This is a genomic window from Pseudomonas sp. 22490 (assembly GCF_052044465.1).
In the GTDB taxonomy this organism is placed as follows: domain Bacteria; phylum Pseudomonadota; class Gammaproteobacteria; order Pseudomonadales; family Pseudomonadaceae; genus Pseudomonas; species Pseudomonas aeruginosa.
In genome coordinates this window covers 43,268-69,050 of the sequence record NZ_JBQENS010000005.1, presented here as the reverse complement: position 1 = coordinate 69,050, position 25,783 = coordinate 43,268, and the positions used below count along the sequence as shown (strand labels likewise).

Here is a 25,783-nt window from a genome sequence, read left to right as displayed (position 1 = left end):
CCGGCGGACAGCGCTGTTGTCGCTGTCCGCCGTTTCCGATCAGTGTGCGTTTGCCGCTTGCGTCACGCCTGGCGGGGCATCCGGCCTGGCCACCAGGGTGTAGATGCACGGCAGGACGAACAGGGTGAAGAGGGTGCCCACCGACATGCCGGTCGCGATCACGATGCCGATGTCGAAGCGACTGACCGCCCCGGCGCCGGTGGCGAGGATCAGCGGGATCACCCCGAGCACCATCGCCGCGGTGGTCATCAGTACTGGCCGCAGGCGGATCGCGGCGGCCTGCTCGATGGCCTCGCGACGCCCCAGCCCCTGTTCGTGGCGCAACTGGTTGGCGAACTCGACGATCAGGATGCCGTGTTTGCTGATCAGGCCGATCAGTGTCACCAGGCCGACCTGGGTATAGATGTTCAGGCTCGACACGCCGAGGAACAGCGGTATCAGCGCACCGCAGATCGACAGCGGCACGGTGACCATGATCACCAGCGGATCGCGGAAGCTTTCGAACTGTGCGGCGAGGACCAGGAAGATGATCGCCAGGGCCAGTCCGAAGGTGACCAGCAATGCGCTGCCTTCCTGCACGTATTGCCGGGAAGCGCCGGCGTAGTCGACGGCGAAGCCACGCGGGGCTTCCTCGCGGGCGATCTGCTGAACCGTCTCGATGGCCTCGCCCATGCTGACGATGGGGAAGCCGGAGATGATCGCCGAGTTGAGCTGCTGGAACTGGTTCAGTTGCCGTGGCCGTGCCCGTTCGTGGGTCTCGATCAGGGTCGAGAGGGCGACCAGTTGGCCGTTGCGGCTCTTCACGTAGTAGCTGCCGAGCCAGCCGGGATTGTCGCGATAGGGGCGTTCGACCTGGGCGATGACCTTGTAGCTGCGCCCGTCGATGGTGAAGCGGTTGATCTCGCCCTCGCCGAGCAGGCTGGCCAGCGCCACCCCCAGGTCCTGCATGGAGACGCCCATCTGCGCGGCCTTCTCGCGGTCGATGTCGACCACCAGCTCGGGTTTGTCGAACGCCAGGTCGAGATCGAGGAAGGCGAACTTGCCGGACTCGCTGGCGCGCTGCTTCACCCGTTGCGCCACTTGCAGCAGCGACTCGTAGTCGTTGGCGGTGTTGAGCACGAACTGGAATGGCAGGCCCTCGCCGGTGCCCGGTAGCGACGGCAGGTTGAAGGCGAAGATCTGCACGCCGGGAATCTCGTTGAGCTTCGCCTGCACCGCATGGAGCAATTCCATCTGGCTCTTTTCGCGTTCGTCCCAGGGCTTGAGCAGCATGCCGCCGATGCCGGCCTGGACGCCGTTGTAGCCGTTGATCTGGAACGCCGAGTAATACTCCGGGAAGCTGCGGAAGATGCCTTCGAACTCGGCGGTGTAGTGATTCAGGTAGTCGAGGTTGGCGGTTTGCGGCGAGTTGGTCATGAGGAACACGATGCCCTGGTCCTCTTCCGGCGCCAGCTCCTTCTTGGTGAACATCAGCAGTACCGGGATCAGCGCCAGTACCAGCACGGCGAACACCAGGACCACCGGACGGGTGTCCAGGGTGCCGTGGAGGGCGCGCTGGTAGCGTTGCTTCAGGCCCTCGAAGATCAGGTCGAGGCGATGCGCCAGGCCCGAGGGATTCTCCTCGTGGCGCAGCAGGCGCGAGCACATCATCGGCGACAGGGTCAGGGCGACGATCCCGGAAATGATCACCGCGCCGGCCAGGGTGAAGGCGAACTCCTTGAACAGGGCGCCGGTGAGGCCGGTGAGGAAACCGATCGGCGCGTAGACCGCGGCGAGGGTGATGGTCATGCTGACCACCGGTACGGCGATCTCCCGCGCGCCCTCCAGGGCGGCCTCGAAGGGCGGCTTGCCCTCCTCGATGTGGCGGTGGATGTTTTCCACCACCACGATCGCGTCGTCCACCACCAGCCCGATGGCCAGGACCATCGCCAGCAGGGTCAGCAGGTTGATCGAGTAGCCCATGGCCTGCATGAAGAACAATACGCCGATCATCGACAGCGGAATGGTCACCACCGGGATCAGTACCGAACGGAACGCGCCGAGGAACAGGAACACCACCACGATGACGATCAGCACCGCCTCGCCGAGGGTCTTCACCACTTCATCGATGGAGGCCTGAATGAAGCGCGTGGCGTCGTAGGCGATGGACACCTTGAGGTTGGGCGGCAATTGCTCTTCCAGTTCGGGCATCTTCGCCCGCACTTCCTTGATCACGTCCAGCGGGTTGGCGCTGGGCGTGCCCTTGATGCCGATGTAGACCGAGGGAATCCCATTGAACGAACTGATCGCGTCGTAGCTGGCGGCGCCCAGCTCGACCCGTGCGACATCACCCATCAGCACCCGGCGGTCGCCGTCGGTCTTCACCGGGATGGCGGCGAAGGCCTGGGGCGACTTGAGGTCGGTGGAAGCATTGACGCTGGTGACCACCAACTGGCCCTTCACCTCGCCGGCGGCGGCGAGGAAGTTGTACTGCTGCACCGCCTGGTTGATCTCGCCGGCGGTGACGCCGAACGCGGCCATCTTCACCGGGTCCAGCCACAGGCGCATGGCGAACACCTGGTTGCCGAGGATCTCCGCCTCGGCGATACCGGGCAGGGTCGCCAGCTTGGGCTGGATCACCCGCGACAGGTAGTCGGTGATCTGCGGGTTGTTCATCTGCTCGCTGTAGAAGCTGATGTACATCAGCGCCGAGGCGTCCGCGGCCTCCTTCTGCAGCACCGGGTCCTCGGCGTCCGGCGGCAGCTGGCTCTTCACTTCGTTGGACTTGGCCAGCAGCTCGGTGACCAGGCGATCGGTATTGGCGCCGATCCGCGCGTAGATGGAGATGGTCGAATAGTTCTGCCGGCTCACCGAGGTCATGTAGTCGATGCCTTCGGCGCTGGCCAGGCTCTGCTGCAGCGGCTGGGTGATGTAGCCCTGGATGGTTTCCGCGTTGGCGCCGGCGTAGAGCGTGGTCACCGTGATCAGCGCGTTCTCCATTTGCGGATACTCGCGGATCACCAGCTTGCTGAAGGCCTGCATGCCGAGCAGGACGATCAGCAGGCTGACCACGCTCGCCAGGACCGGACGACGGATGAACGGATCGGTAAAAGCCATGTTTCAGTCCCTTGGCAAGCCTTCCGCCACGGAGTGGGAAGGCGCGCGACTCAGTGCTCTTGCTGGAGGTCCCGCTCGGCGACGATGGCCACCGCGGCGCCGTTGTCGAGCTTCAGTTGCCCGGAAGTCACTACCTGCTCGCCGCCCTCCAGGCCTTCGAGCACCACCGCCAGGCCTTCGCGGCGTTCGCCGATCCTGACGAAGCGGCGCTCGACGACCCGTTGCGGCTGGCCCTTGTCATCCTTCGACACCTGGCCCTGCTCGTCCTTCTTCTGCCCGACGACGTAGATCGAGTCGCCGTAGAGGGTGAAGGTGATCGCCGTCTCCGGCACCACGACGCGTTGTTCCTCGCCAGGCAACATCACCTCGAGGTTGGCGAACATGCCCGGCAGCAGCTTGCCGTCCGGGTTCTCCAGGGCAGCGCGGACCTGCAGGTTGCGGGTCTCGTTGTCGACCTTGGGGTTGATGGCGGCGATCTCGGCGTCGAACACCTGGCCGGGGTAGGCGGCGACCCGGACCTTCACCAGCTGGCCGCGGCTGAGCAGGGGGAAGTCCTGCTCGGGCAGGTGGAAATCCAGGAGCAGGGTGGAAAGGTCCTGCAAGGTGGCGATCGGCGTCCCGGGCGAGACGTAGTCGCCGACGTCCACCTGGCGGATGCCGATGGTCCCGGCGAAGGGCGCGAGCACGCGCTTCTTCGCCAGCGCCGCCTTCAGCTCGGCGACGGTGGCGCTGGTCTTGGCCCACTGCGCGGCGAGACGATCGAATTCGCTTTTCGAGATGGCCTTGCTGCCGATCAGTTCGCGGCCGCGCTGGTACTCGGCCCTGGCCAGGCCGAGATCGGCCTCGGCAGTGCGCAGGGTGGCTTCCTCGACGTCGCTTTCCAACTGGATCAGCGGTTGGTCCAGCTTCACCTGGTCGCCGGAAAGGAACAGTACGTCGCGTACCGTGCCGGAGACTTCGGCGGTGAGGGTCACGCCCTGGAATGCCTTGAGGCTGCCGATGGCTGGCAGGCGGCTCTGCCAGGGACGCTTTTCGGCCAGGCTGGCGGTCACGCTGATCGGCGGTTTCGGTGCGCTGAAAAGGGCGATCTGCTGACGGATGGAGTAGACCTTGTAGCCGGCGAGAATCGCCACCACGGCGATCACCGCGGCGAGCATGATCAACATGCGGCGGAGCAACATAATCCTGGTCCCTGGTATGCCGAGAGCGCCCCGTTTCGGGGCGAATCCGACACATTACGTGCAGCTTTCAGGGCTTGTCAAAGCACAGGATTGGCGAAAGATTTCAAGCGTGTTGCAGGTCGCTTCCGACTTTCGCGGACCGGTATGGCGAGAGGTTGATGCCGTGCTCTCAGGCCAGGTGCAGGTGGTTGTCCCAGAGGCCGGCAGGCAGCTCCAGCGGTTGCGCGGCGATGCGCTCGCCCTGGCAGTCGTAGAAGCGGCAACGGCCCTGTCCGGACGTGACGACGAAGCCGTTCTTCACCGCGCCCACGCCGGCGCAGTCCGGCAACGGCGCGTCGAGGCGTACGGCACCGCTGTCCAGGTCCCAGATGAAGAAACGGTTGCCGCGCGGGGCGGTCAGGGCCACCAGGCGCAGGTCGTCGTGGATCGCCACGCTGGCGGTGTACTGGGCCATCGCCAGGCGCTGCTCCTCGGCCACCGGGAAGGCTTCGAAGGGACGGCCGGGGCGCTTGATCGCCAGCAGGTCGGCATGTTCGTGGGCATCGCCCATGAACTGCTGGCCGGCGACGATGGTGCCGTCGCGACCGATCGCCAGGTGGCGGACGCTGTTCATCTGCTGCGCCAGGGTTTCCTTGGACAGCAGGTTGCCGTCGCGGCGCATCAGCACCAGGCTGGGCTCCATGGCGTCGAGGTTCATCTCGACCCGGCTTTCCGCCTCGGTGCGAATGCCGCCATTGGCCACTACCAGGGTCTCGCCGTCGGGCATCCAGGAAACCTGGTGCGGCCCGAGGCCGTGGGTGGAGATCTCGCCGCTGTGCTGCAGTCGCTCGCCGTCGAAACGGTAGACGCCGAGCACGCCGCGACCGGGATCGGTAGTGTCGTTCTCGGTGGCGTAGAGCCACTCGCCGCTCTGGTGGAACACGCCGTGGCCGTAGAAGTGGCGGTCTTTCTGCGAGACCAGGGTCTGCAGCAGGCGACCGTCGTTCAGGTCGATCAGGTAGCTTTCGGTGCCTGGCCGGCGGGCGACGAACAGCGCCAGCGGCAGGCTCGGGTGCTGGACGATGTCGTGGCAGCGCTGGGCCACGCGGGTGGCGAACTGGCACTTGCCGTCCAGGCGGTAGCCCACCGCGTAATGCTGGCCATCGGCGTCGTCGCGCGCCGATAGCACCAGCGGTTGGCTACCCAGGCGGCTGAAGCTCCAGCCGCCGAAGGACAAGGCGCCGAGCAGCAGGCTGCCCAGGCCGATCACATGACGTCGCAGCATGGTGCCGACCTCAGTCGCCATCGTTGGCGTTGAAGCCCAGTTGCACGCCGAGGGCGCGGGCCAGATCGCCTTCGTGCAGGCGGTGGACCACGTTCAGGCTGTCATAGAGGGCGTTGAGCTGGTTGCGCCCGTCTTCGCTGGCGAGCAGTTCGGAGAGCGGTTTCTGTTCCAGCGCCGCCAGCTTCGCGTGGCTGTCGGCGTAGGCGGCGTCGATCTTGCCGGCCAGGTCCTTCTGTTCGGCCGGCAGCAGGGTCTTCAGGCCCTTGCCGTCGATACCTTCCCAGAGCGCCTGGGCGCCGCTCAGGCTGGCGTCCAGGCTGGCCAGCGAGGCGTTGCTGCGCCAGGCCTCGGCCTGGTAGGGCTGGGGAATGCCCTTGCTCTGCCGGCCCAGCGGAGTACCGAGTTTCTTCTTCAGCATGTCCAGGGCGGTGACCTGGACCCGCAGCAGCTCGGCGATCGCCTCGTGGGCGTCGGCGTAGCGGTCGTTGGGGAACTTGCTCATCTGGGTGAGCATGCCGCCGTCGTTCTTCCAGCGCGCCAGGATGTCCTGGGCCAGTTGCTGCTGGTGGGTGCCGATGGCTTCCAGCAACGGGCAATAGCGGGCCTTGGTGGCGGCGTCGGCGAGGTCGATCTTGCTGTCGAAGAGGATGTATTCGTAGGCGGAGAGCCCCTGCACCACCACGCTGGCCTTGGCCAGGGCCGCGGCGTCGACCTGCGGGTTGTTCTTCAGCAACTGTTCGACCTGGCGCCCGACCAGGTCCTTCTTGTCCGGCCAGAACTGCACCTGCCAGGCGCGGTTGCCCTCGGCCAGCGGGCCGATCAGCAGCGGTTGCAGCTCGGCCCAGGCCTTCTGCGCGGCGTGGAACGCGTCGCGGGCCTTGGCCAGGTCTTCCTTGCCCTGGCAGTAGGCCAGGGCGCTGCTGGCCAGGGCCTGGTCGGCCTCCACCCAGCGGCTGTAGGTCGGCAGGATCACCTGTTGCGCCAGGGCGGCACTGGTGACGGCCTGCGGGTCTTGCGGCGAGCAGGCGCCGAGGGCGATGGCGAGGCTGGTCAAGAGCAGTCGTGGGCGGAACATGTGGGCTCCTCAGAGTGAATTCAGGAAGGCCAGCAGGGCGCTGCGCTGGTCGGCGTCGAAGCCGAGTACGTGCCGCTTGGCCGCTTCGGCTTCGCCGCCGTGCCAGAGGATCGCCTCCAGCAGATTGCGGGCGCGCCCGTCGTGGAGGAACTGGGTGTGGCCGTTGACCGTTTCGGTCAGGCCGATGCCCCATAGCGGCGGGGTTCGCCAGTCCCGCCCGCTGGCGAGAAATTCCGGGCGATTGTCCGCCAAGCCGTCGCCCATGTCATGCAGCAACAGGTCGGAATAGGGACGAATCCGCTGGTTGGCCAGCTCCGGCTCGCTGGCGTCGGAACCGGTAGTGAAGGCGGGAACGTGGCAGGCCACGCAGTTGGCCTGGGCGAACAGGCGCTTGCCGGCCAGCACCTGCGGGTCGTCCACCTTGCGCCGCGCCGGGACCGCCAGGTTGCGGCTGTAGAACAGCACCTGGGCGAAGATGTTGTCGCTGACTTCCGGCTCGCCGCCGTCGGGCGCCCGGCGGCACTCGACCTGGGCGGCGCTGCAGTCGTCGTGGGGCAGCAGGCTGCTGGTCAGGCCCATGTCGTTGGCGAAGGCGTGCGCGTTCTGCTGCGGGATATCCGGCTGGCCGGCCTTCCAGCCGAAGCGGCCGAGCGCGGTGCGCTGCCGCGCTGCATCCCAGACCTGGTTGGCGCGCCCGCGGATACCGTCGCCGTTGCGGTCGTCCGGATCGGCATTGGCCAGGATCGCCTCTTCGGGAATCGCCTCGAGCAGGCCGAGCCCGATCATCGGCGGGGCGACGCGGGCGGAAAACATCGTCTGCGGATGCATCGGCCCATAGCCGAGCTGGCTGATACGCAGGATCGGCTTGCGCAGTTCGACCTCGGTGCCGTCCTCGAACCTCACCTTCAGCGGCTCGTAGTCCACCCGCACCTTGCCTTCCGGGGCGACGCCGGGAATGCCGACGTCCTGCAACTGGCCGCCGTAGGTCGGCTCGGGAATCACCCCCTGGTGCAACAGGGTCTTGCCGTCCGCAGGGCCGGCCGGGATCGACAGGCGTACCAGCATCGACACCGCGCTGACCGCGTCCGCTCCCGGCGGGTGGCCGCGGCCGTCCTTCACATGGCAGTTCTGGCAGGCGTTGGTATTGAACAGCGGTCCCAGACCGTCGCGCGCGGTGGTGGAGGAAGGGGCGATGACCCAGGGGTTGCGGAAGAAACTGTTGCCCACGCTGAAGTCCAGGCGCCGGCTCGGGGCGAGGTTGGCGGAGGGCAGGGAGAAGGCGTTGCGGTCGCTTTGCAGCACCGTGGTCGCGCCCCCGGACAGGTGTTCGCCGGGCTCGGCGCGCAGCGGTTCGTCGTCGGCGCCGCATCCGCCCAGAAGGAGCGCCGTCAGGAGACAGGCGAGCGGCATGGAAGGTGACGGCAACGACATCGGCGAACATCCCGGACTGCGTAGAAACAGCCCGCAAGCTTACCAGTTGGAGCTAATCAAAATAAGAGGGATTTGCGTTTGTAAAGGCCCGCGAAGTCCGCTTTCGAGGCCCTGAAACGCAGCGTGCGGNGCACGCTGTTGGCGCAGGAAGGAATCAGAACTCGTGGTCGGCGTTGTCCGGCTTCAGGTCCTGGATACCCAGCTTGCCCGCGGCCTGCTCGATGGCGCCGGTCTGCTTGACCAGGGCGGCGATGGCGTCGCGGATCTTCTGCTGGCCGTCCTTGTTGTCCGGAGCGATCATCTGGTCGAAGTGCACGCCATCCTTCTCGGCGCTGTCGACGATGGCCTGCAGCTTGGCCTCGGTGTCGGCCAGGTCGGCCTTCAGGGTGTCGTTGGCGGCGGCGTCGGCCTTGGCGACCAGGTCGGCCAGGCTCGGGCCCTTGACCACGCTGCCGTCGATGCGCTTGTACTCGCCGAGGTAGATGTTGCGGATGCTCTTGCCGTTGAAGAACAGGGTGTGGTGGGTGTCGTCGCTGAAGCAGTCGTGCTCGTCTTCGGTGGAGTTGGCCTCCAGCGCGACCTTCATGCGCTCGCCGGCCAGTTCGCCGAGGGACAGGCTGCCCATGCCGAAGAACATCTTGCGCAGGCCGGTATCCACCGGTTCGGCCTCCAGCTTGGCGCGGTAGTTGTCGGCGACGCCGGCTTTCCACTGTCCGGCCATGTATTCGAGGTCGCTGACCAGCAGGTCGGTGACGGCCTTCAGGTAGGCGGCGCGACGGTCGCAATGGCCGCCGGTGCAGTCCTTGCCCTGGGCATAGTCGGTGGCCGGACGATTGCCGGCGCCGGGACCGGTGCCGTTCAGGTCCTGGCCCCAGAGGAGGAACTCGATGGCGTGGTAGCCGGTGGCGACGTTGGCTTCGGAACCGCCCAGCTCGTTCAGGCTGGCCAGTTTCTCGCCGGTGATTTCCTTGACGTCGATCTTGTCTTCGCCGACCTGGATCTCGGTGTTGGCGACGATGTTGGCGGTGGCGCCGGGGTTGCCCAGGGCGTGCTGGTAGTCCTTGGCGACATAGTCGATCAGGCCTTCGTCCAGCGGCCAGGCGTTAACCTGTCCTTCCCAGTCGTCGATGATCGCGTTGCCGAAGCGGAAGGCTTCGCTCTGGGAGTAGGGGGTACGAGCGGCGAACCAGGCTTCCTTGGCGGCTTTCAGGGTCTCCGCGTCAGGCTTGGCGAGGAACGCGTCGATGGCTTTCTGCAGGTCCTTGGCGGTGCTCAGGGCATCGGCGAAGGTGGCTTCGGCGAGGTCCGCGTAGTTCTTGATCACCGCCTTGGCGGCGGCCTCGTCGACCTTGGCGGCCGGGGCGGCGGCGGGCGCGGCGGGCTGCGTGCTGGCCGCCGGTGTTGCGGGCGCTTCGGCTTTCTTGTCGTCGCCGCAGCCGGCGAGGGAGATGGCGAGGGCCAGCAGACTGGCGGTGGCCAGGGGCATACGAGTCATGGCGGATTCCTTTGCTTTATTGGTGGCGTGCCGAAGCGGCGTGCGCTTGTCGGAAACACCCGCGAGGGCGTTAAAAAACCGCCACATAATGCGAAAGATTTGCATTTTTGAAAAGGGCGCAGCGTGATCGCCGTCGTGCCTGGACATGTCGGGCGCAGCTAGAATGCCAGTATCTTCGTCCGGAGCTCCGTCCATGAGTCTGACCGCTATCGCTTTCTGGGTTGTCCTGCTGCTGCTCGCCGGCTACGCGGTGGTGCTCTACAACGGCCTGGTACGGCTGAAGCACGCCGTGGGCAAGGCCTGGGCCAACATCGACGTGCTCCTCAAGCAGCGCCATGACGAGTTGCCGAAGCTGGTCGAGGCCTGCAAGCAATACATGCAGCACGAGCGCGCCACCCTGGAGCGGGTCATCGCCGCCCGCAACGCCGTCGCCAGCGCCCGCGAGCGCGCCGACGTGAATGCCCTGGGCAAGGCCGAGAGCGGCCTGCGCGCCGGCCTGGGGCAGCTCTTCGCGCTGGCCGAGAACTACCCGCAGCTCAAGGCCAACGAAAGTTTCCAGTTCCTTTCCCAGCGCATCAGCGGCCTGGAGAACGGGATCGCCGATCGCCGCGAGCTGTACAACGAGGCGGTGAACCTGAACAACGTGCGCATCGAGCAATTTCCCGACCTGCTGATCGCTCGTGTCGCTGGCTTCAAGGCCGCCGAGCTGTTGCAGTTCAGCGAGGCGGAGAAGGCCGACGTCGATCTCAAGGCCCTGTTCGGCTGAGATGGACTTCGACCTGCGCTGGCTGTTCATCGCCGCCAGCCTGGGGCTCTGCGCCTGGGCCGGCTGGCAGTTCGTGCACCGCCTTGCCCGGGCGCGCCTGCTCGGCGACGTACCGACCTCGCGGATCCGTTCGGCGGCGCAGGGTTTCGTCGAACTCTACGGGGTGCTCGAGGAGGGCCCGGAAGGCCCGCTGCAGGCTCCCTTGACCGGCAAGCCGTGCCTGTGGTGGCGCTACCGCATCGAAGTCGAGGAAAAGCGCAGTGGCCGCGAGAAGGCCTGGCGCACCGTCGACAAAGGTGCCAGCGAGTCGCCATTCGGCTTGCGCGATGCCACCGATGCCTGCCTGGTCGACCCACGCGGCGCCGAGGTGCGACCCTTGACCCTGCAGCGCTGGGAGGCTTTTCGCGAAGCACCGATCGATACCCTGCGACTGCTGGAGAGCTTCGGCACCCTGGTCGGCGGAGAGCGGCTCTACCGCTACACCGAGGAGCGCCTGCATGCCGGCGAGCCGCTCTATGCGCTGGGCGAATTCCGCAGCAGCGGTGGCGGTCGCCAGGGACTCGATGCCGAACGGGCGCAGGGTGCGGTGATCCGTGAATGGAAGGGCGATTTCCACGGCCTGCTGGCGCGCTTCGACAGCGACGGCAACGGCGAGCTGGACGAGCGCGAATGGAACCGGGTGCGCCTGGCGGCACGGCTGGAGGCCGAGGATCGGCATCGGGCAAGCAGCGCCGCGCCGACCCGCCACCGGCTCGGCAAGCCGGGGGAGGCGCATCCCTTCATTCTCTCCAGCCAGGGCGAGGACGATCTCGCCGTGCAACTGCGCCGCCAGGCGGCGGGGGCCGCGTTGCTCTGCCTGGGCAGCGCGCTATTGGCGGGCTGGCTGTTCAGCCGCCTGTTCTGATCAGGGCCGTTCGCTGCTGGTGGCCTGGCTCAGGCGTCGCGCCTGCTTGAGGTACTGGGTCAGTTCCCTGGCCGGCAGCGGCTTGCTGTACAGGTAGCCCTGACCTTCGTTGCAACCTTCGGCGATGATGTACGCCTCCTGCTCGGCGGTTTCCACGCCCTCGGCGATCACCTGCATGCCCAGGCTCTTGCCGAGCTGGATGATGGCGCGAACGATGGTCGCGTCGTCCTCGTCCTGCAGCAGGTCCTGGACGAAACTCTTGTCGATCTTGATCTTGTCCAGCGGCAGGCTCTTCAGGTAGCTCAGCGAGGAATAGCCGGTGCCGAAATCGTCGATGGCATCAGCGCGCCGGCGCGGCGCAGGCTGAGGAGGTGCTGGGCGGCAGTGGAGATGTCCTCCATCAGGCCGGTCTCGGTGACTTCCAGCTCCAGGCTGCGCGCCGGCAGGCGGTAGACCTGCAGCAGGTTGCTGACCACCCGTGGCAGGGCGTTGTGGTGGAGCTGCACGGTGGAAAGATTGACCGCCATGCGCAGGTCGTCGAAGCCCTGGTCGTGCCATTCGCGCAACTGCCGGCAGGCCTGGTCGAGCACCCACTCGCCGATGCTGAAGATGCTGCCGTTCTGTTCCGCCAGCGGGATGAACAGGTCCGGCGGGACGAAGCCGTGCAACGGATGTTGCCAGCGCAGCAGCGCCTCGACGCCGACCACGCGGTGGTCGCGGTAGTCCACCTGCGGCTGGTAGACGAGGTGCAGCTCGTGGCGCTGCAGGGCGTCGCGCAGGTCCTTTTCCAGTTCCCGGCGGCGACGCATCTCGCTGTCCACGCTGGCGATGTAGAACTGGTAGCGGTTGCGCGAGCGGGTCTTGGCCAGGGTCATGGTCTGCTCGGCCTTCTGCAGCAGTTTCTCCGTGGTCTCGCCGTCCTCGGGGAACAGGGTGATACCGATGGTGGCGCGCAGGCGCACCTCGTGCTGGTCGATCTCGAACGGCGCTTCCAGGCCGTCGAGGATGCTCTGCGCCAGTTCGGCCGCCTCGTAGGGTTGCTCGATGTCGGCCTGGACCAGGGCGAACTGGTCGCCGCCCAGGCGCGCCAGCGAACCGAGCCGCGCGCTGTGCCCGCGCAGGCGGTCGGCGAGGGCGATCAGCAGCTGGTCGCCGAGCTGGTAGGTGTACTGCTCGTTGATCCCCTTGAAATCGTCGAGGCCCAGGCACAGCACTGCCACCCGGCGCTGCTGGCGGCCGGCGCCGTCGAGGATCTGGTCGAGTTGCTGCTGCAGCAACTGGCGGTTCGGCAGGCCGGTGAGGAAGTCGTACTGGGAAATGCGCAGCAGGTTGTCCTCGGCCTCGCGGCGCAGGTGGCTGTTGCTTTCGATCGAGGCGAGCAACTGGTTGGCGGTGGTCACCCAGAGCCCCAGCTCGTTGCGTTCGTGCCCCTTGAGCAGCGGCAACTGGTGCTGGCTGGGGCGGTCGGGATTGATGCTGACCAGGTGCTCGATGATCTTCGACAGCGGCTTGGTCAGCATCCAGTGGTAGACCAGGAACAGCACCAGGCCCATGGCCAGGGCGCGGAGAATGCCGGAGATGAAGATGATTTCCGAAGTGGTGACGAAGTTCTCGCCGTAGGGCGCGGTGTCCAGGGTGATCTTCAGGTCGCCGTAGTATTCGCTATAGGGCGGGCGGCCGATCAGTCGAATGCTGAAGGTGCGTTCCTGGCCGAGGATCGGGTCGGTCAGCCAGCGCGTCGGCAGGTCCAGCAGCGGCCTGGATTTCTCCGCCAGCATTGGCTCGCCGGGATGGCCGATGCTCGCCTGGCGCACCGCCTCGTGCTGGAACAGGCCTTCGAGGACCTGCATCGCCATTTCCCGGTCGAGGCTGTAGACCGCCTGGGTGGAAGGGTCGCGGACCATCGCGAGGATGCGTTGGGCGTCGCTGCTCACCGCCTGCTTGGCCTTGTAGGCGTCGAAGACGATCTGCGCGCAACTGAGCACTACGCCAACGGCTAGCGCCGCCAGTAGCACGACACGCAGCAGCTTGAGCGAGAGGCTGTGTCGGGAGTCCAGTTTCAAGGGGCCTTCCTTGTTCGTCGCCAGGGCGAAAGACAAGCCGGTAGGAAGAGCTTGTTTACCTCAAGAGGCTATCACGAGCGAAGGTCTACCAGTTCCTGAGGGTAGACGATGGCTCCTGGACCGCAGATTAAAACGAAAAAGCCCGGCGAATGCCGGGCTTTTTCGTGGTTCTGATCAGACTCAGGCAGCGAAATTCTTCGCTACGAAGTCCCAGTTGACCAGGTTCCAGAACGCCTCGACGTACTTCGGACGCAGGTTGCGGTAGTCGATGTAGTAGGCGTGTTCCCAGACGTCGCAGGTCAGCAGCGGGGTGTCGCCGCTGGTCAGCGGGTTGCCGGCACCGATGGTGCTGGCCAGGGCCAGGGAGCCGTCGGCCTTCTTCACCAGCCAGCCCCAGCCGGAACCGAAGGTGCCGACGGAAGTCTTGGTGAACTCTTCCTTGAACTTGTCGAAGGAGCCGAAGGCGGCGTTGATGGCGTCGGCCAGGGCGCCGGTGGGCTGGCCACCGCCGTTCGGGCTCAGGCAGTTCCAGTAGAAGGTGTGGTTCCACACCTGGGCGGCGTTGTTGAAGATGCCGCCGGAGGAGCTCTTGACGATCTCTTCGAGGCTCTTGCCTTCGAACTCGGTGCCCGGGATCAGGTTGTTCAGGTTCACCACGTAGGTGTTGTGGTGCTTGTCGTGGTGGTACTCCAGGGTTTCTGCGGAAATGTGCGGCTCAAGGGCGTTCTTTTCGTAAGGCAGCGGCGGCAATTCGAAAGCCATGGTGTCTCTCCTATTCTTCCTCAGGTCAGGACTGGCGCGGCTAGCGCGCGACCGGTTCACGGGGCCGGTCCGATGCCTGTCCGGGAGCCCGTCCTGGATCCCCGGGGGGGACGTTCGGCGGAGCGCTCCGGAAAGGGCGCCGGGTGCGACTCGGAGCCTAGGCTCCCAGTGCCGCGAACTCCGGATCATAGCACCCGTGTCGGGGCATATCCACGCAGCAACTGTAGGGGCAAAGGCCGGCGGCGGCGCGCTGCGACGGGCTTCTGCAAGCTCGCCGGCGAACACCGCCACATTCTCTCTGGACTGCCTGGCGGCGCGAGGGTTCGCTCGGGAAGACAGAAACCGCGTTATCCCCGGAACAGCAGTTGCGCGGCCATGCCCAGCATCATGGCCGCCACCATCAGGTCGAGCAGGCGCCAGGTGGCCGGGCGCGCCAGCCAGGGGGCCAGCCATGCCGCGCCGAGGGCGAGGGCGAAGAACCACATCAGCGAGGCGCTGGCCGCGCCGAGGGCATAGGCGCCCGGCGCGGCCTGCTGGGCGCCGAGCGAACCGATAAGAAGTACGGTATCGAGATAGACGTGGGGGTTGAGCAGGGTGACCGCCAGTGCCGCCAGAAGCACCGCCTTGCGCGAGCGTGGCCCGGTTTCCGCGGCGTTGCCGAGGGCGTCCGGGCGCAACGCGCGAAGCAGCGCCTTGAGCCCGTACCAGGTCAGGAAGGCGATCCCGCCCCAGCGGGCGATGGCCAGCAGCGTCGGGTTTTCCAGCAGCAGCTTGGCCAGGCCGAACACGCCGAGGCTGACCAGCACCGCGTCGCAGAACACGCAGAGCGCGGCTACCGAGAGGTGATGCTCGCGGCGCAGGCTCTGCGCGAGGACGAAGGCATTCTGCGCGCCGATGGCGATGATCAGGCCGGCAGCCACCAGGATGCCGTTGAGATAGCTCTGCCACATGTCAGTGTGCCTCCGCCGCCAGCCGCTGGAGCACGGCGAGGGCGCGCCGGCCCTCGTCGCGGGCGACGAACAGGTGGTCGTGGAAATAGCCGGCCATCACGTTGCAACTGATCCCGGCTTCGGCCAGCGCCGTGGCGAAGGCGGCGGTCAGGCCCACCGCCGCCAACGAGGAGTGCACCGTCAGGGTGATCCAGGCCGCCACGTATTCGTAGGGCAGGCCCAGGCGTTCGGCCTGCCGGCGTTCGAGCACCAGGGTCAGGCCCTCGCGCTCGCGGAAGCTGGCGAGCGGCTCGGCGCCGTTCGGCAGCGCGCCAGCGGCGCAGGTACAGAACACATAGTCGCCGGGATTGAGTTCGGGAGTGAGCGTGCGCAGCAGGGTGCGCAGCGAGGTTTCGCCAGCCATGGTCGGTCCGCGTCGGGTGGATCGGAAAAGTGCTGGCGAGTGTGGCCGCGGGCGGTTTATAAGGAAAACGAATCCTGCTGATCTCTCATTAGGAAAACTGATTTTGTTCGACTACAAGTTGCTCGCCGCGCTGGCCGCAGTGGTGGAGCAGGGCGGTTTCGAGCGCGCCGCACAGGCGCTGGGGCTGTCGCAGTCGGCGGTATCGCAGCGGATCAAGCTGCTCGAGGCGCGGGTCGGCCAGCCGGTCCTGGTGCGCGAGACGCCGCCGCATCCCACCGATCTCGGGCGCCGCCTGCTCAACCATGTGCAGCAGGTGCGGCTGCTGGAGGGCGACCTGCAGCGCTGGGTGCCGAACCTGGATGAGGGCGGTGCCCCGGAACGCCTGCGCATCGCTCTCAACGCCGATAGCCTGGCGACCTGGTGGGCCGCCGCGGTGGGCGATTTCTGCGCCGAGCGGCGGGTGCTGCTGGACCTTGTGGTGGAGGACCAGGAGGTCGGGCTCAAGCGCATGCGCGCGGGCGAAGTGGCGGGCTGCGTCTGCGGTAGCGCGCGGCCGGTGGCCGGCGCGCGTTCGCTGCTGCTCGGAGCCATGCGTTATCGCGGCCTGGCCAGCCCGGATTTCATTGCCCGGCACTTTCCCCGCGGGGTCGAGGCGGCCGCCCTGGCCGGCGTGCCGGCGATCGTGTTCGGCCCGGACGACCTGCTGCAACACCGCTTTCTCAAGGACCTCGGCGTCGAGGGCGGTTTCATCCACCACCTCTGCCCGTCCTCGGAAGGTTTCGTCCGCCTCACCGCCGGCGGTCTCGGCTGGGGCCTGGTGCCGGAGCGCCAGGTGCAAGGCGAGCTGGCGCGCGGTGAACTGGTCGAGCTGCTGCCCGGCCAGGTCATCGACGTACCGTTGTACTGGCACTACTGGCGCAACGGCGGCGAACTGCTCGCGTCGCTCACCGAGCACCTGCTCGCCCGCGCCGGCGACGGCTTGGTGCGGGTGTCAGGCTGATCAGCCGATGACGGTGATTCGTCCGGAGCCGGGCAACGATTCGACGCAGCGCGCGCCGAGCAACCGCGATGGCGTGAAATAGCCGCCGGGACCCTGGTAGTCCAGCAGGTGGCGCACTGCCAGGAGCACGCCGTGCAGGGTCAGGTCGTACACGTTGGCCGTCTCCAGGCGCGCCGTGCGGCGTTCGCCGCGGGCGTTGCGCGCCTCGCCCCAGACCCAGGTGCGCAGGCGCTCGCGGGCCGCCTGGTCGGGGCCGGCGATGCGTTTGTCGACCTGCCCCTTGAGCCAGTCCTGGACCCGTTGCCGACCGAGCAGCGGACGCAGCGGATCGATCAGGCGCATGCCCAGGGCCAGCAGCGGCGGCGCCGGCAGGTAGACCTCGATGTCCGGGATGCCGGTGCTGTAGTAGGCGGTGGCCACGTCGCCCCAGGGAATCGTCACGGCGTGCCGCAGGCCGCGGCCGAAATCGATGTCGCGGCGCTTGTAGCCCAACGGCACGTCGCGCAGGCGGCCATTCTCGCGGATCTTGCCGCCGAACTTGAGGCCTTCGACGCTGGTCTTCGCGGTTCCCGTCGAAAGCCCGCTGCCGGTGACGAAGCCCAGCGCCAGCCGTTGCGCGTCCGGCAGCGCCTCCTTCAGGCAGGCGGCCAGGCAATCGGTGGGGATCACATCGAAGCCCACGCCCGGGCAGACCACGATGCCGGCCTCGCGGGCCTCGGCGTCGCCGGCGTGGGCCTGCTCGAACACCGCGATCTCTCCAGTGATATCCACGTAGTGGGTGCCGGCGGCGCGGCAGGCGGCGATCATCGGCGTGCTGGTGGCGGAGAACGGACCGGCGCAATGGGCCACCACCTTCACCTGGTCCAGGGCTTCGCGGCAGGCCTGCGGATCCCCCAGGTCGAAGACCCGGCACTCCAGCCCGAGCTGACTGCCGAGGGCGTGCAGGGCGGCCGGGTTGCGTCCGCCGAGGAGCGGCGTCAGGCCCTCGCGCTGCGCCTGTTCAGCGACCAGCCGGCCGGTGTAGCCGTTGGCGCCGTAGATCATCCAGTGACTGGCCATGGTGCGTCTCCCAGCGTGCAGGTGGCTTTCAGGTTAGACCTTGTAGCGCGCAGCGCCGCTTCTGTCGCCCAACGCAAGTCGTGCCGGCGGCCCGCAAGGTCGTTGTTCTGGCATGCTGTGCCAGTGGTGGCGCGGCTCCGGGTTGCTAGAGTCGCGGCACAAGAAGAACAACGGGAGAAACGCAATGCGGATTCTGGTAACGGGGGCGACGGGCTTCATCGGCGGGCGTTTCGCTCGCTTCGCCCTGGAGCAGGGCCTGTCGGTACGGGTCAGCGGTCGTCGTGCGGACGCGGTGGAACATCTGGTGGCGCGGGGCGCCGAGTTCGTTCCCGGCGACCTCGCCGACCCGGCGCTGGTCCTGCGCCTCTGCGAGGATGTCGAGGCGGTGGTGCATTGTGCCGGCGCGGTCGGAGTCTGGGGACCGCGCGAACGCTTCCTGGCGGCCAACGTCGGGCTTGCCGAGAGCGTCGTCGAGGCCTGCATGCGGCAAAAGGTGCGGCGCCTGGTGCATCTGTCGTCGCCGTCGATCTATTTCGACGGGCGCGACCACCTGGACCTGAACGAAGAGTACGTACCCCGGCGTTTTTCCGACCATTACGGGGCGACCAAGTACCAGGCCGAGCAACTGGTGCTCAGCGCCCGCGACCTGGGCCTGGAAGTGTTGGCGCTGCGTCCGCGCTTCGTGGTCGGCGCCGGCGACACCAGCATCTTCCCGCGAATGATCCAGGCCCACCGCAAGGGACGCCTGCGGATCCTCGGCAACGGCCTGAACCGGGTCGACTTCACCAGCGTGCACAATCTCAACGACGCGCTGTTCAGTTGCCTGCTGGCCGGCGAGCCGGCGCTGGGCAAGGTCTACAACATCAGCAACGGGCAGCCGGTACCGTTCTGGGATGCGGTCAACTACGTGATGCGCCAGCTCGACCTGCCGCCGGTCGGCGGTCACCTGCCGTATGCCGTCGGCTATGGCCTGGCGGCGCTCAACGAAGGCGTCTGCCGGATCCTGCCGGGGCGCCCGGAGCCGGTGCTGTTCCGCCTGGGCATGGCGGTGATGGCGAAGAACTTCACCCTGGACATCAACCGCGCCCGCGAATACCTCGACTACGACCCGCGGGTCAGCCTGTGGACCGCGCTCGACGAGTTCTGCGCCTGGTGGCGCGCCCAGGGACTCTGATCAGCCGCGCAGCGGGCCGGCGTATTGTCGGCTCGGCGCCTGCGCGGGCAACAGGGAAGGTTCCGCCGGCGGCAGCGCGACCCCGCTGAGCCTGCCGAGGCGCTGTCCCAGCTCCCGCGTCGTCGCATCGCCGGAGCGGGCGCAGGCCGCCTGCATCGCGGCGATCGCATCGCGTTGCTGGAAGTGGATATCCAGCGCTTGTTCCTCGCGTAGTCGTCGGCGCACGGCGCGCATGCAATCCAGCAAGGATTTGTTCAACTCCATGCATCCTCCGGCTCTCGAATCTGCCCGGCAATGCCCAAGCAAGCGACGTGCCATGCGGGCCGCGGACCAGCGCCGGCGTGCGGGGCGGGGAACCGCTGGCGGCCTGCGGCGGTCTGTGCCGGACAGCGTTCGCTCCGTCTTGGGGCGCACGGCTTCGCGGTGGAGCGCCCCGGTCCGGCAATTTGCTTCGAGCAGACGCTGAAGGGGCGGGGCCGAACCGATATAATGCGCCATTCGGCCCTTTCTCCAGGCCTCCGGCAGGATGCCGTTCCCCTTCACAGGTTTTCACCATGCGTAACGATGCTTTCGACGAACTCGACGATGTGCCCAGCCTGACCACCGATGCTGCCGACCGTGATGAATTCGGCCACCACCCGCGGCACGTCTACGAACCGGAGCAGCGCCGGGTCGTCGACACCAAGGAGCGCCGTCCGGCCTCTACCGGCCCGCTCTGGGCCCTGCTCGGGGCGATGCTGATCGCCCTCGCCGGGGTGGGTTGGTGGAGCCACCAGCAAATCAGCCTGATGGAACAGCAGTTGGTGGCGACCCAGGAAAGCTTCGTAAGGATCAGCGAAGAAGCCGCCGGGCGCCTCGACGACATTCGCGGCAAGGTGGTCGCCAGCGAGTCCAGCGTCACCAGCGAACGCGAGGCGCTGCGCCTGCAGGTCAAGCAACTGCAGGAGAAACTCGGCAGCCAGGAACGCCAGCAGGCCGATGTGAGCAACCAGTTCGGCGGCCAGGGCAAACGCCTCGACCAACTGGCCAGCGATCTCAAGGCCCAGCAGGAAAGCGCGGCGCAACTGGTCGCGCAACTGGACGGCAAGCTGCAGACACTGGCCGCCGAACAGGAGAAGCTGAAAGCCCTGCAGGTCGAACTGGGCAAGACCAACGAGCAACTCAAGGCCCTCGGCGGCGATGTCGCGGCGCTGAAGAAGCAGGGCAACCCGAGCCAGACGATCAAGGGTATCCAGGATGACCTGCTGGTATTGCGCAGCCAGCTCGACAACCGCCCGGCCCAGGGCGGCAATACCGCCGAGTTCGACGCCTTCCGCACCCAGGTGATGCGCAACATCAACACCCTCCAGGCCCAGGTGCAGAACCTGCAGCAGCAGCTCAATACCCGCTGACCCCTTGCGCCGCCAGCCGCCCGTCGCACCGGGCGCTGGCGGCGACAGTTCGCCGCGCCCGGCGAAAATCCCCGCTTCCATTGCTCTGGATCAGCGAATCCGCTGCTCCTCCACTCCGATACTGCGTCCTTAAGCGAGCCTTAAGTGAGAGTCGTTTAGATTCTCGGTCACCGGCCAGGGAGGCCATTGGTCCCTTCCTCTGCCTGGAATCCGCCATGAGCGCATTGCAACCGTCCCGTTCCTACCGCATCACCGGTTATTCCCCCGCCATCAGCAACGGCTATCGCCAACGCCTGTTCTCCATGGGGCTTCTGCCCGGCGCGGCGCTGCGCGTGGTGCGCATCGCCCCGCTGGGCGACCCGATCCAGGTCGAGACCCGCCAGACCAGCCTGGCGCTGCGGCGCAAGGACCTCGCCCTGCTGACCCTCGTCCCGCTCGACTGACCCCGCCCGGAATCCCCATGACCGCATTGACCCTCGGCCTGATCGGCAATCCCAACTCCGGCAAGACCACCCTGTTCAACCAGCTCACCGGCTCGCGCCAGCGGGTCGGCAACTGGGCCGGCGTCACCGTGGAGCGCAAGGAGGGTGCGTTCCATACCGTCCGTCACGCGGTACGCCTGGTCGACCTGCCCGGCACCTATTCGTTGACCAGCGTTTCCGCCCAGGCCTCGCTGGACGAGCAGATCGCCTGCCGCTACATCGCCAGCGGCGAAGTGGACGTGCTGGTCAACGTGGTGGATGCGGCGAACCTGGAGCGCAACCTGTACCTCACGGTGCAACTGCGGGAGATGGGCATCCCCTGCATCGTCGCGCTGAACATGCTCGACATCGCCCGTAGCCAGCGCATCCGCATCGATATCGACGGTCTGGCGCGGCGTCTCGGCTGCCCGGTGGTGCCGCTGGTATCCACCCGCGCCGATGGCATCGACGAACTGAAGGCGGCCATCGACTCCCTACAGCTCCCGCAGGCGGCGCTGGCGGTGGATTACCCACCGGCCATCCAGGCGCAGGTCGGCTACCTTCTGGAAACGCGCGCTCCGGCGGCCTCGGCCATCGAGCCGCGCTGGCTGGCGTTACAGGCGCTGGAAGGCGACATCTTCAACGGCCCGGCGCTGGGCTTGCCGCCCGCCACCCTGGAACAGGCGCGCCAGGGCTGCGGCGAGGAGCCCGAGCTGGCGATCGTCGATGCGCGCTACCGACTGATCGGCGAGATCTGTGCGGCGGTCTGCGACCACCAGCAGGCTCAGCCGCACCGGCTGACCCAATGGCTCGACCGGGTCGTCCTGAATCGCTGGCTGGGTCTGCCGATCTTCCTGCTGGTGATGTACCTGATGTTCTTCTTCGCCATCAACATCGGCGGGGCGCTACAGCCGATCTTCGACAAGGGCTCGTCGGCGATCTTCATCGACGGCATCCAGTGGCTGGGTATCCGCTTCGGCCTGCCCGATTGGCTCACGGTGTTCCTCGCCCAGGGCATCGGTGGCGGGGTCAACACGGTGTTGCCGCTGGTGCCGCAGATCGGCTTGATGTACCTGTTCCTCTCGCTGCTCGAGGATTCCGGCTACATGGCACGCGCGGCCTTCGTCATGGACCGCCTGATGCAGGCGCTGGGCCTGCCGGGCAAGTCGTTCGTGCCGCTGATCGTCGGTTTCGGCTGCAACGTACCGTCGATCATGGGCGCGCGGACCCTGGACGCGCAGCGCGAGCGGCTGATTACCATCATGATGGCGCCGTTCATGTCCTGCGGCGCGCGCCTGGCGATCTTCGCCGTATTCGCCGGGGCCTTCTTCGGCCAGGGCGGCGCGCTGGTGATCTTCTCCCTGTACCTGCTCGGCATCGTCGTGGCGATCCTCACCGGGCTGTTGCTCAAGCACACCTTGATGCGCGGCGAGGCCTCGCCGTTCGTCATGGAACTGCCGCTGTACCATGTGCCACACCTTAAGAGCCTGCTGCTGCAGACCTGGTCGCGCCTGCGCGGCTTCGTGGTGCGGGCCGGCAAGGTGATCATCCTGGTCAGCCTGGTGATCGGCGGCCTGAACAGCATCACCCTCGACGGCAAGCCGGTGCAGGGCGACATCGGCCATTCCGCGCTGGCCAGCGTCAGCCAGCGTCTCACTCCGCTGCTGGCGCCGCTCGGGGTGCAGCCGGACAACTGGCAGGCCACCGTCGGCCTGGTCACCGGGGCGATGGCCAAGGAAGTGGTGGTCGGCACCCTGAACACCCTCTACACCGCCGAGCAGATCCAGGGCGAGGCCTTCGACTACGAAGGCTACGACCTGCCCGGGCAACTGCGCGAGGCCCTGGTCGAGACCTGGGACGGCCTGGTCGATACCTTCAGCCTCAGCGTGCTGGCCAACCCGGTGGAGGCGAGCATGGCCGACGGCGACATGGAGACCGGCTCGATGGGCACCATGGCGAGCAAGTTCGGCAGCCCCATCGCGGCCTACAGCTATCTGGTCTTCGTCCTGCTCTACGTGCCCTGCGTGACCGCCATGGGCGCGATCGCCCGGGAAAGCAGCAAGGGCTGGATGGCTTTCTCGGTGCTCTGGGGGCTGAACGTCGCCTACTCGCTGGCGACCCTCTGCTACCAGGTCGCCACCTTCGCCGCGCACCCCGAGCGTAGCGTCCTGACCATCGCCGTGGTGCTGCTCTTCAACCTGATCCTGATGACCTGCCTGCGTCTGTTCGGCCGTGAGCAGGTACTGCAACTGCCAGGCCGAATGGCCGATGCCCCGAGCGGGCAGGGAGGATGTCACTGATGGCGACACTCATGCAGCTCCGCGCCGCCCTGGAAGACGGCCAGGCGCGTGGGCTGAAACAGCTCAGCCGCCAGGTGGACGCGCCGCCGGCGCTGGTGGAGGCGATCCTGGAGCGGCTGATCGCGCTCGGCAAGGTCGAGCGGGTGGCTGCGCAAAGCTCGGGCGGTTGCGGCGGCGGTTGCAAGGGCTGCGCCCAGCGCGATCCGTGCGCGGAGCCGGAGCCGTATTTCCGCCTGCGCTAGACGGGCAAAGCACAGAGCCCGCCACGACAAGCGTGGCGGGCTCTTCCTGGCTGGCGCGATCAGGCCAGGGTCGGATAGTCCAGGTAGCCTTCGGTACCGCCGGTATAGAAGGTTTCCGGGCGCGGCGGGTTCAGTTCGGCGCCCTGGCGCAGGCGTTCGACCAGGTCCGGGTTGGCGATGAAGGGGACGCCGAAGGCCACCGCATCGGCGTCGCCCTTGGCCAGGATGGCGTTGGCGCTGTCGAGGGTGAACTGCTCGTTGGCGATGTAGGGTCCGCCGAAGGCTTTCTTCAGGGCTACGCCGATGCTGTCGTCGGCCTGCGCTTCGCGGGCGCAGATGAAGGCGATGCCGCGCTTGCCCAGCTCACGGGCGACATGGCTGAAGGTTTCCAGGCGGTTGGAATCGCCCATGTCGTGGGAGTCGGCACGCGGCGCCAGGTGTACGCCGACGCGCTGGGCGCCCCATACGGAGATCGCCGCGTCGGTGACCTCCAGCAGCAGGCGCGCGCGGTTCTCGATGGAGCCGCCGTAGCGGTCGGTGCGCTTGTTGGTGCTGTCCTGGAGGAACTGGTCGAGCAGGTAGCCGTTGGCGCCGTGGATCTCCACGCCGTCGAAGCCGGCGGCCTTGGCCCGCTCGGCGCCCTGGCGGTAGGCCTCGACGATGTCGGCGATCTCCTCGGTGTCCAGCGCGCGCGGGGTGACGTAGGGACGCTTCGGGCGCACCAGGCTGACGTGCCCCTCGGCGGCGATGGCGCTCGGCGCCACCGGCAGCTCGCCATTCAGGTAGAGCGGATCGGAAATCCGCCCGACGTGCCAGAGTTGCAGGAAGATGCGCCCGCCGGCGGCGTGCACCGCCTTGGTCACGTTGCTCCAGCCACGGACCTGGTCATCGGACCAGATGCCGGGGGTGTCGGGGTAGCCCACGCCCATCGGCGTGACCGCGGTGGCCTCGCTGAGGATCAGGCCGGCATCGGCGCGCTGGGCGTAGTACTCGGCCATCAGGGCGTTGGGCACGCGGCCTTCATCGGCGCGGCAGCGGGTCAGCGGCGCCATGACGATGCGGTTGGGCAGCTCGAGGTCGCCGAGCACGATGGGATCGAACAGAGTAGCCATGGAACATCCTCCACTAGGGAATAGACGGACAGGGGATCAATCGAGGACCGGCTGCGCCTGGGCGCGGCCGTTTCCGGAAAAGGCGATCAGGGTGGCCAGCAGCGCCAGCGCGGCCAGCGCGGCGGCGGCCAGCGGCACGCGGGTCAGGCCCAGGCCGTGGTCGATGACGCTGCCGCCGACCCAGGCGCCGAGCGCGTTGCCGACGTTGAAGGCGCCGATGTTCAGGGTCGCCACCAGGTTCGGCGCGGCATGCCCGACGCGGACCACGTTGACCTGCAGTGCGGGCACCGCGGCGAAGGCGGCGGCGGCCCAGAAGAACAGGGTGATTTCCGCCGGCAGCAGGGCCTGGCTGGTCCAGCTGAACAGCGCCGAGACCAGCGCCATGGCGGCGAACACCGCGGCCATGGTGGTGCCCAGGCGCCAGTCGGCGAGGCGGCCGCCGATCACGTTGCCGACGGTCAGGCCGACGCCGATCAGCAGCAGGGTCCAGGTCACGCCGCGCGGGCTGACCCCGGTGACTTCGCCGAGCAGCGGCGCGACGTAGGTGAACAGGGCGAACATCGAGGCGGCGAACAGCACGGTGGTGCCCAGGGCCAGCCACAGCGACGGGTTCTTCAGCGCGGACATTTCCTGGCGCAGGTCGACCTTCTCTTCCTCGCGGTCGTTTGGCAGCACCCTGGCCAGGCCGACGAAGGCGACCACGCCGATCAGGGTCACCACCCAGAAGGTCGCGCGCCAGCCGGCTTCCTGGCCGAGCGCGGTACCCAGCGGCACGCCGAGCACGTTGGCCAGGGTCAGGCCGGTGAACATCAGGGCCACGGCGGAAGCGCGGCGGTTCGGCGCCACCAGGCTGGCGGCGACCACCGAGCCGATGCCGAAGAAGGCGCCATGGCAGAGCGCGGTGACGATCCGCGCCAGCATCAGCAGGCCGTAGTTGGCGGCCACCGCGCAGAGCAGGTTGCCGACGATGAAGATGCCCATCAGCGCGAGCAGGGCTTTCTTGCGTTCCAGGCGGGCGGTGGCCATGGCCATCAACGGGGCGCCGAAGGCCACGGCGAAGGCGTAGCCGCTGATCAGCCAGCCGGCGCTGGGAATGGATACCCGCAGGTCGCCGGCGACCTGCGGCAGCAGGCCCATGATGACGAATTCGGTGGTACCGATGGCAAAGGCGGATAAAGCGAGGACGAGAAGAGACGCCGGCATCGGTCGAGCTCCTGGACTGCGAGGTGGTGGGGTGGAAGCGAGTGCTGCTTACAGCTCGTCGCCGAGTTGGTCGAGGAAGGCCTGGATGGTCTCCTCGTTGCGCTTGAAGAAATTCCACTGGCCGACCCGGCGGCTGGTCACCAGACCGGCGCGTTGCAGGGTGGCGAGGTGTACCGACACGGTGGACTGGGAGAGACCGGTACGCTGGTCGAACTTGCCGGCGCAGACGCCGATCTCGAACGGGTGGTCCTGCTCGACGAAGTACTTCTCCGGTTCCTTCAGCCAGCGCAGCATGTCGCGTCGCACCGGGTGGGAGAGAGCCTTGATGATTTCGTCGATGTCCAGTGGCATGGCGGTGGTCCGTTGGCCGTCCATATCGGGTTGGGACGAACTATATATCGGTGTGGGACGATATGGGGATCGATTGCGACGATAGTCGCTATCGACAGGG

General features: G+C 67.2%; 22 protein-coding genes and 1 pseudogene. 8 read left to right on the top strand and 15 right to left on the bottom strand.

Translation table 11 applies throughout. The features are described 5' to 3' along the window. Window positions 1-39: 39 nt before the first annotated feature. The 6 genes from mexW to ACTJJX_RS07150 all read right to left on the bottom strand — a co-directional run bounded on the left by mexW (window position 40) and on the right by ACTJJX_RS07150 (window position 9,542). Entirely contained in the window at window positions 40-3,096 is a 3,057-nt protein-coding gene (gene mexW / locus ACTJJX_RS07175) for a multidrug efflux RND transporter permease subunit MexW (protein WP_016852102.1), read from the bottom strand. A gap of 50 nt (window positions 3,097-3,146) precedes the next feature. Beyond that, window positions 3,147-4,277 (bottom strand): multidrug efflux RND transporter periplasmic adaptor subunit MexV, encoded by a 1,131-nt coding sequence (gene mexV, locus ACTJJX_RS07170; protein WP_003102651.1) that lies wholly within the window; start codon window positions 4,275-4,277, stop codon window positions 3,147-3,149. 169 nt (window positions 4,278-4,446) lie between these two features. Then, window positions 4,447-5,541 carry a DUF1513 domain-containing protein gene (locus ACTJJX_RS07165; protein ID WP_016852101.1) on the bottom strand — a complete coding sequence of 365 codons (1,095 nt, stop codon included), beginning with the start codon at window positions 5,539-5,541 and terminating at the stop codon, window positions 4,447-4,449. Between the two features lie 10 nt (window positions 5,542-5,551). After that, complete coding sequence (locus ACTJJX_RS07160; RefSeq protein ID WP_003102644.1) at window positions 5,552-6,616, bottom strand: imelysin family protein; 1,065 nt, start codon at window positions 6,614-6,616, stop codon at window positions 5,552-5,554. 9 nt (window positions 6,617-6,625) lie between these two features. Further along, window positions 6,626-8,047, bottom strand: a complete 1,422-nt coding sequence (locus ACTJJX_RS07155) for a di-heme oxidoreductase family protein (protein ID WP_003102642.1) — start codon at window positions 8,045-8,047, stop codon at window positions 6,626-6,628. Window positions 8,048-8,201: 154 nt separating this feature from the next. Then, complete coding sequence (locus ACTJJX_RS07150) at window positions 8,202-9,542, bottom strand: imelysin family protein (protein ID WP_003112765.1); 1,341 nt, start codon at window positions 9,540-9,542, stop codon at window positions 8,202-8,204. 193 nt (window positions 9,543-9,735) lie between these two features. On the opposite strand from ACTJJX_RS07150, the gene ACTJJX_RS07145 reads away from it, so the two are divergent. Both ACTJJX_RS07145 and ACTJJX_RS07140 read left to right on the top strand, forming a co-directional pair. Continuing rightward, window positions 9,736-10,308 (top strand): LemA family protein, encoded by a 573-nt coding sequence (locus ACTJJX_RS07145; protein ID WP_003094011.1) that lies wholly within the window; start codon window positions 9,736-9,738, stop codon window positions 10,306-10,308. A 1-nt stretch (window position 10,309) separates the two neighbouring features. Beyond that, a complete protein-coding gene (locus ACTJJX_RS07140; RefSeq protein WP_003116195.1) occupies window positions 10,310-11,212 on the top strand; it encodes a GIDE domain-containing protein in 903 nt (300 codons plus the stop codon). Here the strand turns inward: ACTJJX_RS07140 and bifA are convergent. The 4 genes and pseudogenes from bifA to ACTJJX_RS07120 form a co-directional block, all read right to left on the bottom strand. Continuing rightward, window positions 11,213-13,275 (bottom strand): annotated as a pseudogene (gene bifA / locus ACTJJX_RS07135) (cyclic-di-GMP phosphodiesterase BifA). A 180-nt stretch (window positions 13,276-13,455) separates the two neighbouring features. Next, window positions 13,456-14,037, bottom strand: coding sequence for a superoxide dismutase [Fe] (sodB, locus tag ACTJJX_RS07130; RefSeq protein WP_003094005.1), 582 nt, complete (start codon window positions 14,035-14,037; stop codon window positions 13,456-13,458). Between the two features lie 347 nt (window positions 14,038-14,384). Further along, window positions 14,385-14,987 carry a LysE/ArgO family amino acid transporter gene (locus ACTJJX_RS07125; protein WP_003094003.1) on the bottom strand — a complete coding sequence of 201 codons (603 nt, stop codon included), beginning with the start codon at window positions 14,985-14,987 and terminating at the stop codon, window positions 14,385-14,387. A 1-nt stretch (window position 14,988) separates the two neighbouring features. After that, window positions 14,989-15,390, bottom strand: coding sequence for an ACT domain-containing protein (locus ACTJJX_RS07120; RefSeq protein ID WP_003103830.1), 402 nt, complete (start codon window positions 15,388-15,390; stop codon window positions 14,989-14,991). A 97-nt stretch (window positions 15,391-15,487) separates the two neighbouring features. On the opposite strand from ACTJJX_RS07120, the gene ACTJJX_RS07115 reads away from it, so the two are divergent. Next, window positions 15,488-16,390, top strand: a complete 903-nt coding sequence (locus ACTJJX_RS07115) for a LysR family transcriptional regulator ArgP (RefSeq protein ID WP_003120877.1) — start codon at window positions 15,488-15,490, stop codon at window positions 16,388-16,390. Here the strand turns inward: ACTJJX_RS07115 and ACTJJX_RS07110 are convergent, their stop codons facing one another. Further along, a complete protein-coding gene (locus ACTJJX_RS07110; protein WP_016852100.1) occupies window positions 16,391-17,449 on the bottom strand; it encodes a saccharopine dehydrogenase family protein in 1,059 nt (352 codons plus the stop codon). 184 nt (window positions 17,450-17,633) lie between these two features. Between ACTJJX_RS07110 and ACTJJX_RS07105 the strand changes: the two genes are divergently transcribed. Continuing rightward, the gene (locus ACTJJX_RS07105) at window positions 17,634-18,623 is read left to right on the top strand and encodes an NAD-dependent epimerase/dehydratase family protein (RefSeq protein ID WP_003103823.1); all 990 of its coding nucleotides are present in this window, start codon (window positions 17,634-17,636) and stop codon (window positions 18,621-18,623) included. On the opposite strand, the gene ACTJJX_RS07100 is transcribed toward ACTJJX_RS07105, so the two are convergent. After that, complete coding sequence (locus tag ACTJJX_RS07100) at window positions 18,624-18,887, bottom strand: hypothetical protein (protein ID WP_003103821.1); 264 nt, start codon at window positions 18,885-18,887, stop codon at window positions 18,624-18,626. A 290-nt stretch (window positions 18,888-19,177) separates the two neighbouring features. Between ACTJJX_RS07100 and ACTJJX_RS07095 the strand changes: the two genes are divergently transcribed. The 4 genes from ACTJJX_RS07095 to ACTJJX_RS07080 all read left to right on the top strand — a co-directional run bounded on the left by ACTJJX_RS07095 (window position 19,178) and on the right by ACTJJX_RS07080 (window position 23,017). Beyond that, window positions 19,178-20,014 carry an ATPase gene (locus ACTJJX_RS07095; RefSeq protein WP_003093989.1) on the top strand — a complete coding sequence of 279 codons (837 nt, stop codon included), beginning with the start codon at window positions 19,178-19,180 and terminating at the stop codon, window positions 20,012-20,014. Between the two features lie 215 nt (window positions 20,015-20,229). Beyond that, window positions 20,230-20,457 (top strand): ferrous iron transporter A, encoded by a 228-nt coding sequence (gene feoA / locus ACTJJX_RS07090; protein ID WP_003103819.1) that lies wholly within the window; start codon window positions 20,230-20,232, stop codon window positions 20,455-20,457. 17 nt (window positions 20,458-20,474) lie between these two features. Then, complete coding sequence (feoB, locus tag ACTJJX_RS07085) at window positions 20,475-22,775, top strand: Fe(2+) transporter permease subunit FeoB (RefSeq protein ID WP_003103814.1); 2,301 nt, start codon at window positions 20,475-20,477, stop codon at window positions 22,773-22,775. Next, the gene (locus ACTJJX_RS07080; protein WP_003103812.1) at window positions 22,775-23,017 is read left to right on the top strand and encodes a FeoC-like transcriptional regulator; all 243 of its coding nucleotides are present in this window, start codon (window positions 22,775-22,777) and stop codon (window positions 23,015-23,017) included. Before feoB ends, ACTJJX_RS07080 begins: the two co-directional genes overlap by 1 nt. A 59-nt stretch (window positions 23,018-23,076) precedes the next feature. On the opposite strand, the gene ACTJJX_RS07075 is transcribed toward ACTJJX_RS07080, so the two are convergent. Genes ACTJJX_RS07075 through pyeR form a run of 3 tightly spaced genes read right to left on the bottom strand, consistent with a single transcriptional unit; the run spans window position 23,077 to window position 25,683 of the window. After that, window positions 23,077-24,129 carry an alkene reductase gene (locus ACTJJX_RS07075; RefSeq protein ID WP_003103810.1) on the bottom strand — a complete coding sequence of 351 codons (1,053 nt, stop codon included), beginning with the start codon at window positions 24,127-24,129 and terminating at the stop codon, window positions 23,077-23,079. Between the two features lie 36 nt (window positions 24,130-24,165). Then, the gene (locus ACTJJX_RS07070; RefSeq protein WP_003103801.1) at window positions 24,166-25,332 is read right to left on the bottom strand and encodes an MFS transporter; all 1,167 of its coding nucleotides are present in this window, start codon (window positions 25,330-25,332) and stop codon (window positions 24,166-24,168) included. A 48-nt stretch (window positions 25,333-25,380) separates the two neighbouring features. Further along, window positions 25,381-25,683: an ArsR family transcriptional repressor PyeR gene (pyeR, locus tag ACTJJX_RS07065; RefSeq protein ID WP_003093978.1), complete on the bottom strand. Its 303-nt coding sequence runs from the start codon at window positions 25,681-25,683 to the stop codon at window positions 25,381-25,383. Window positions 25,684-25,783 lie beyond the last annotated feature (100 nt).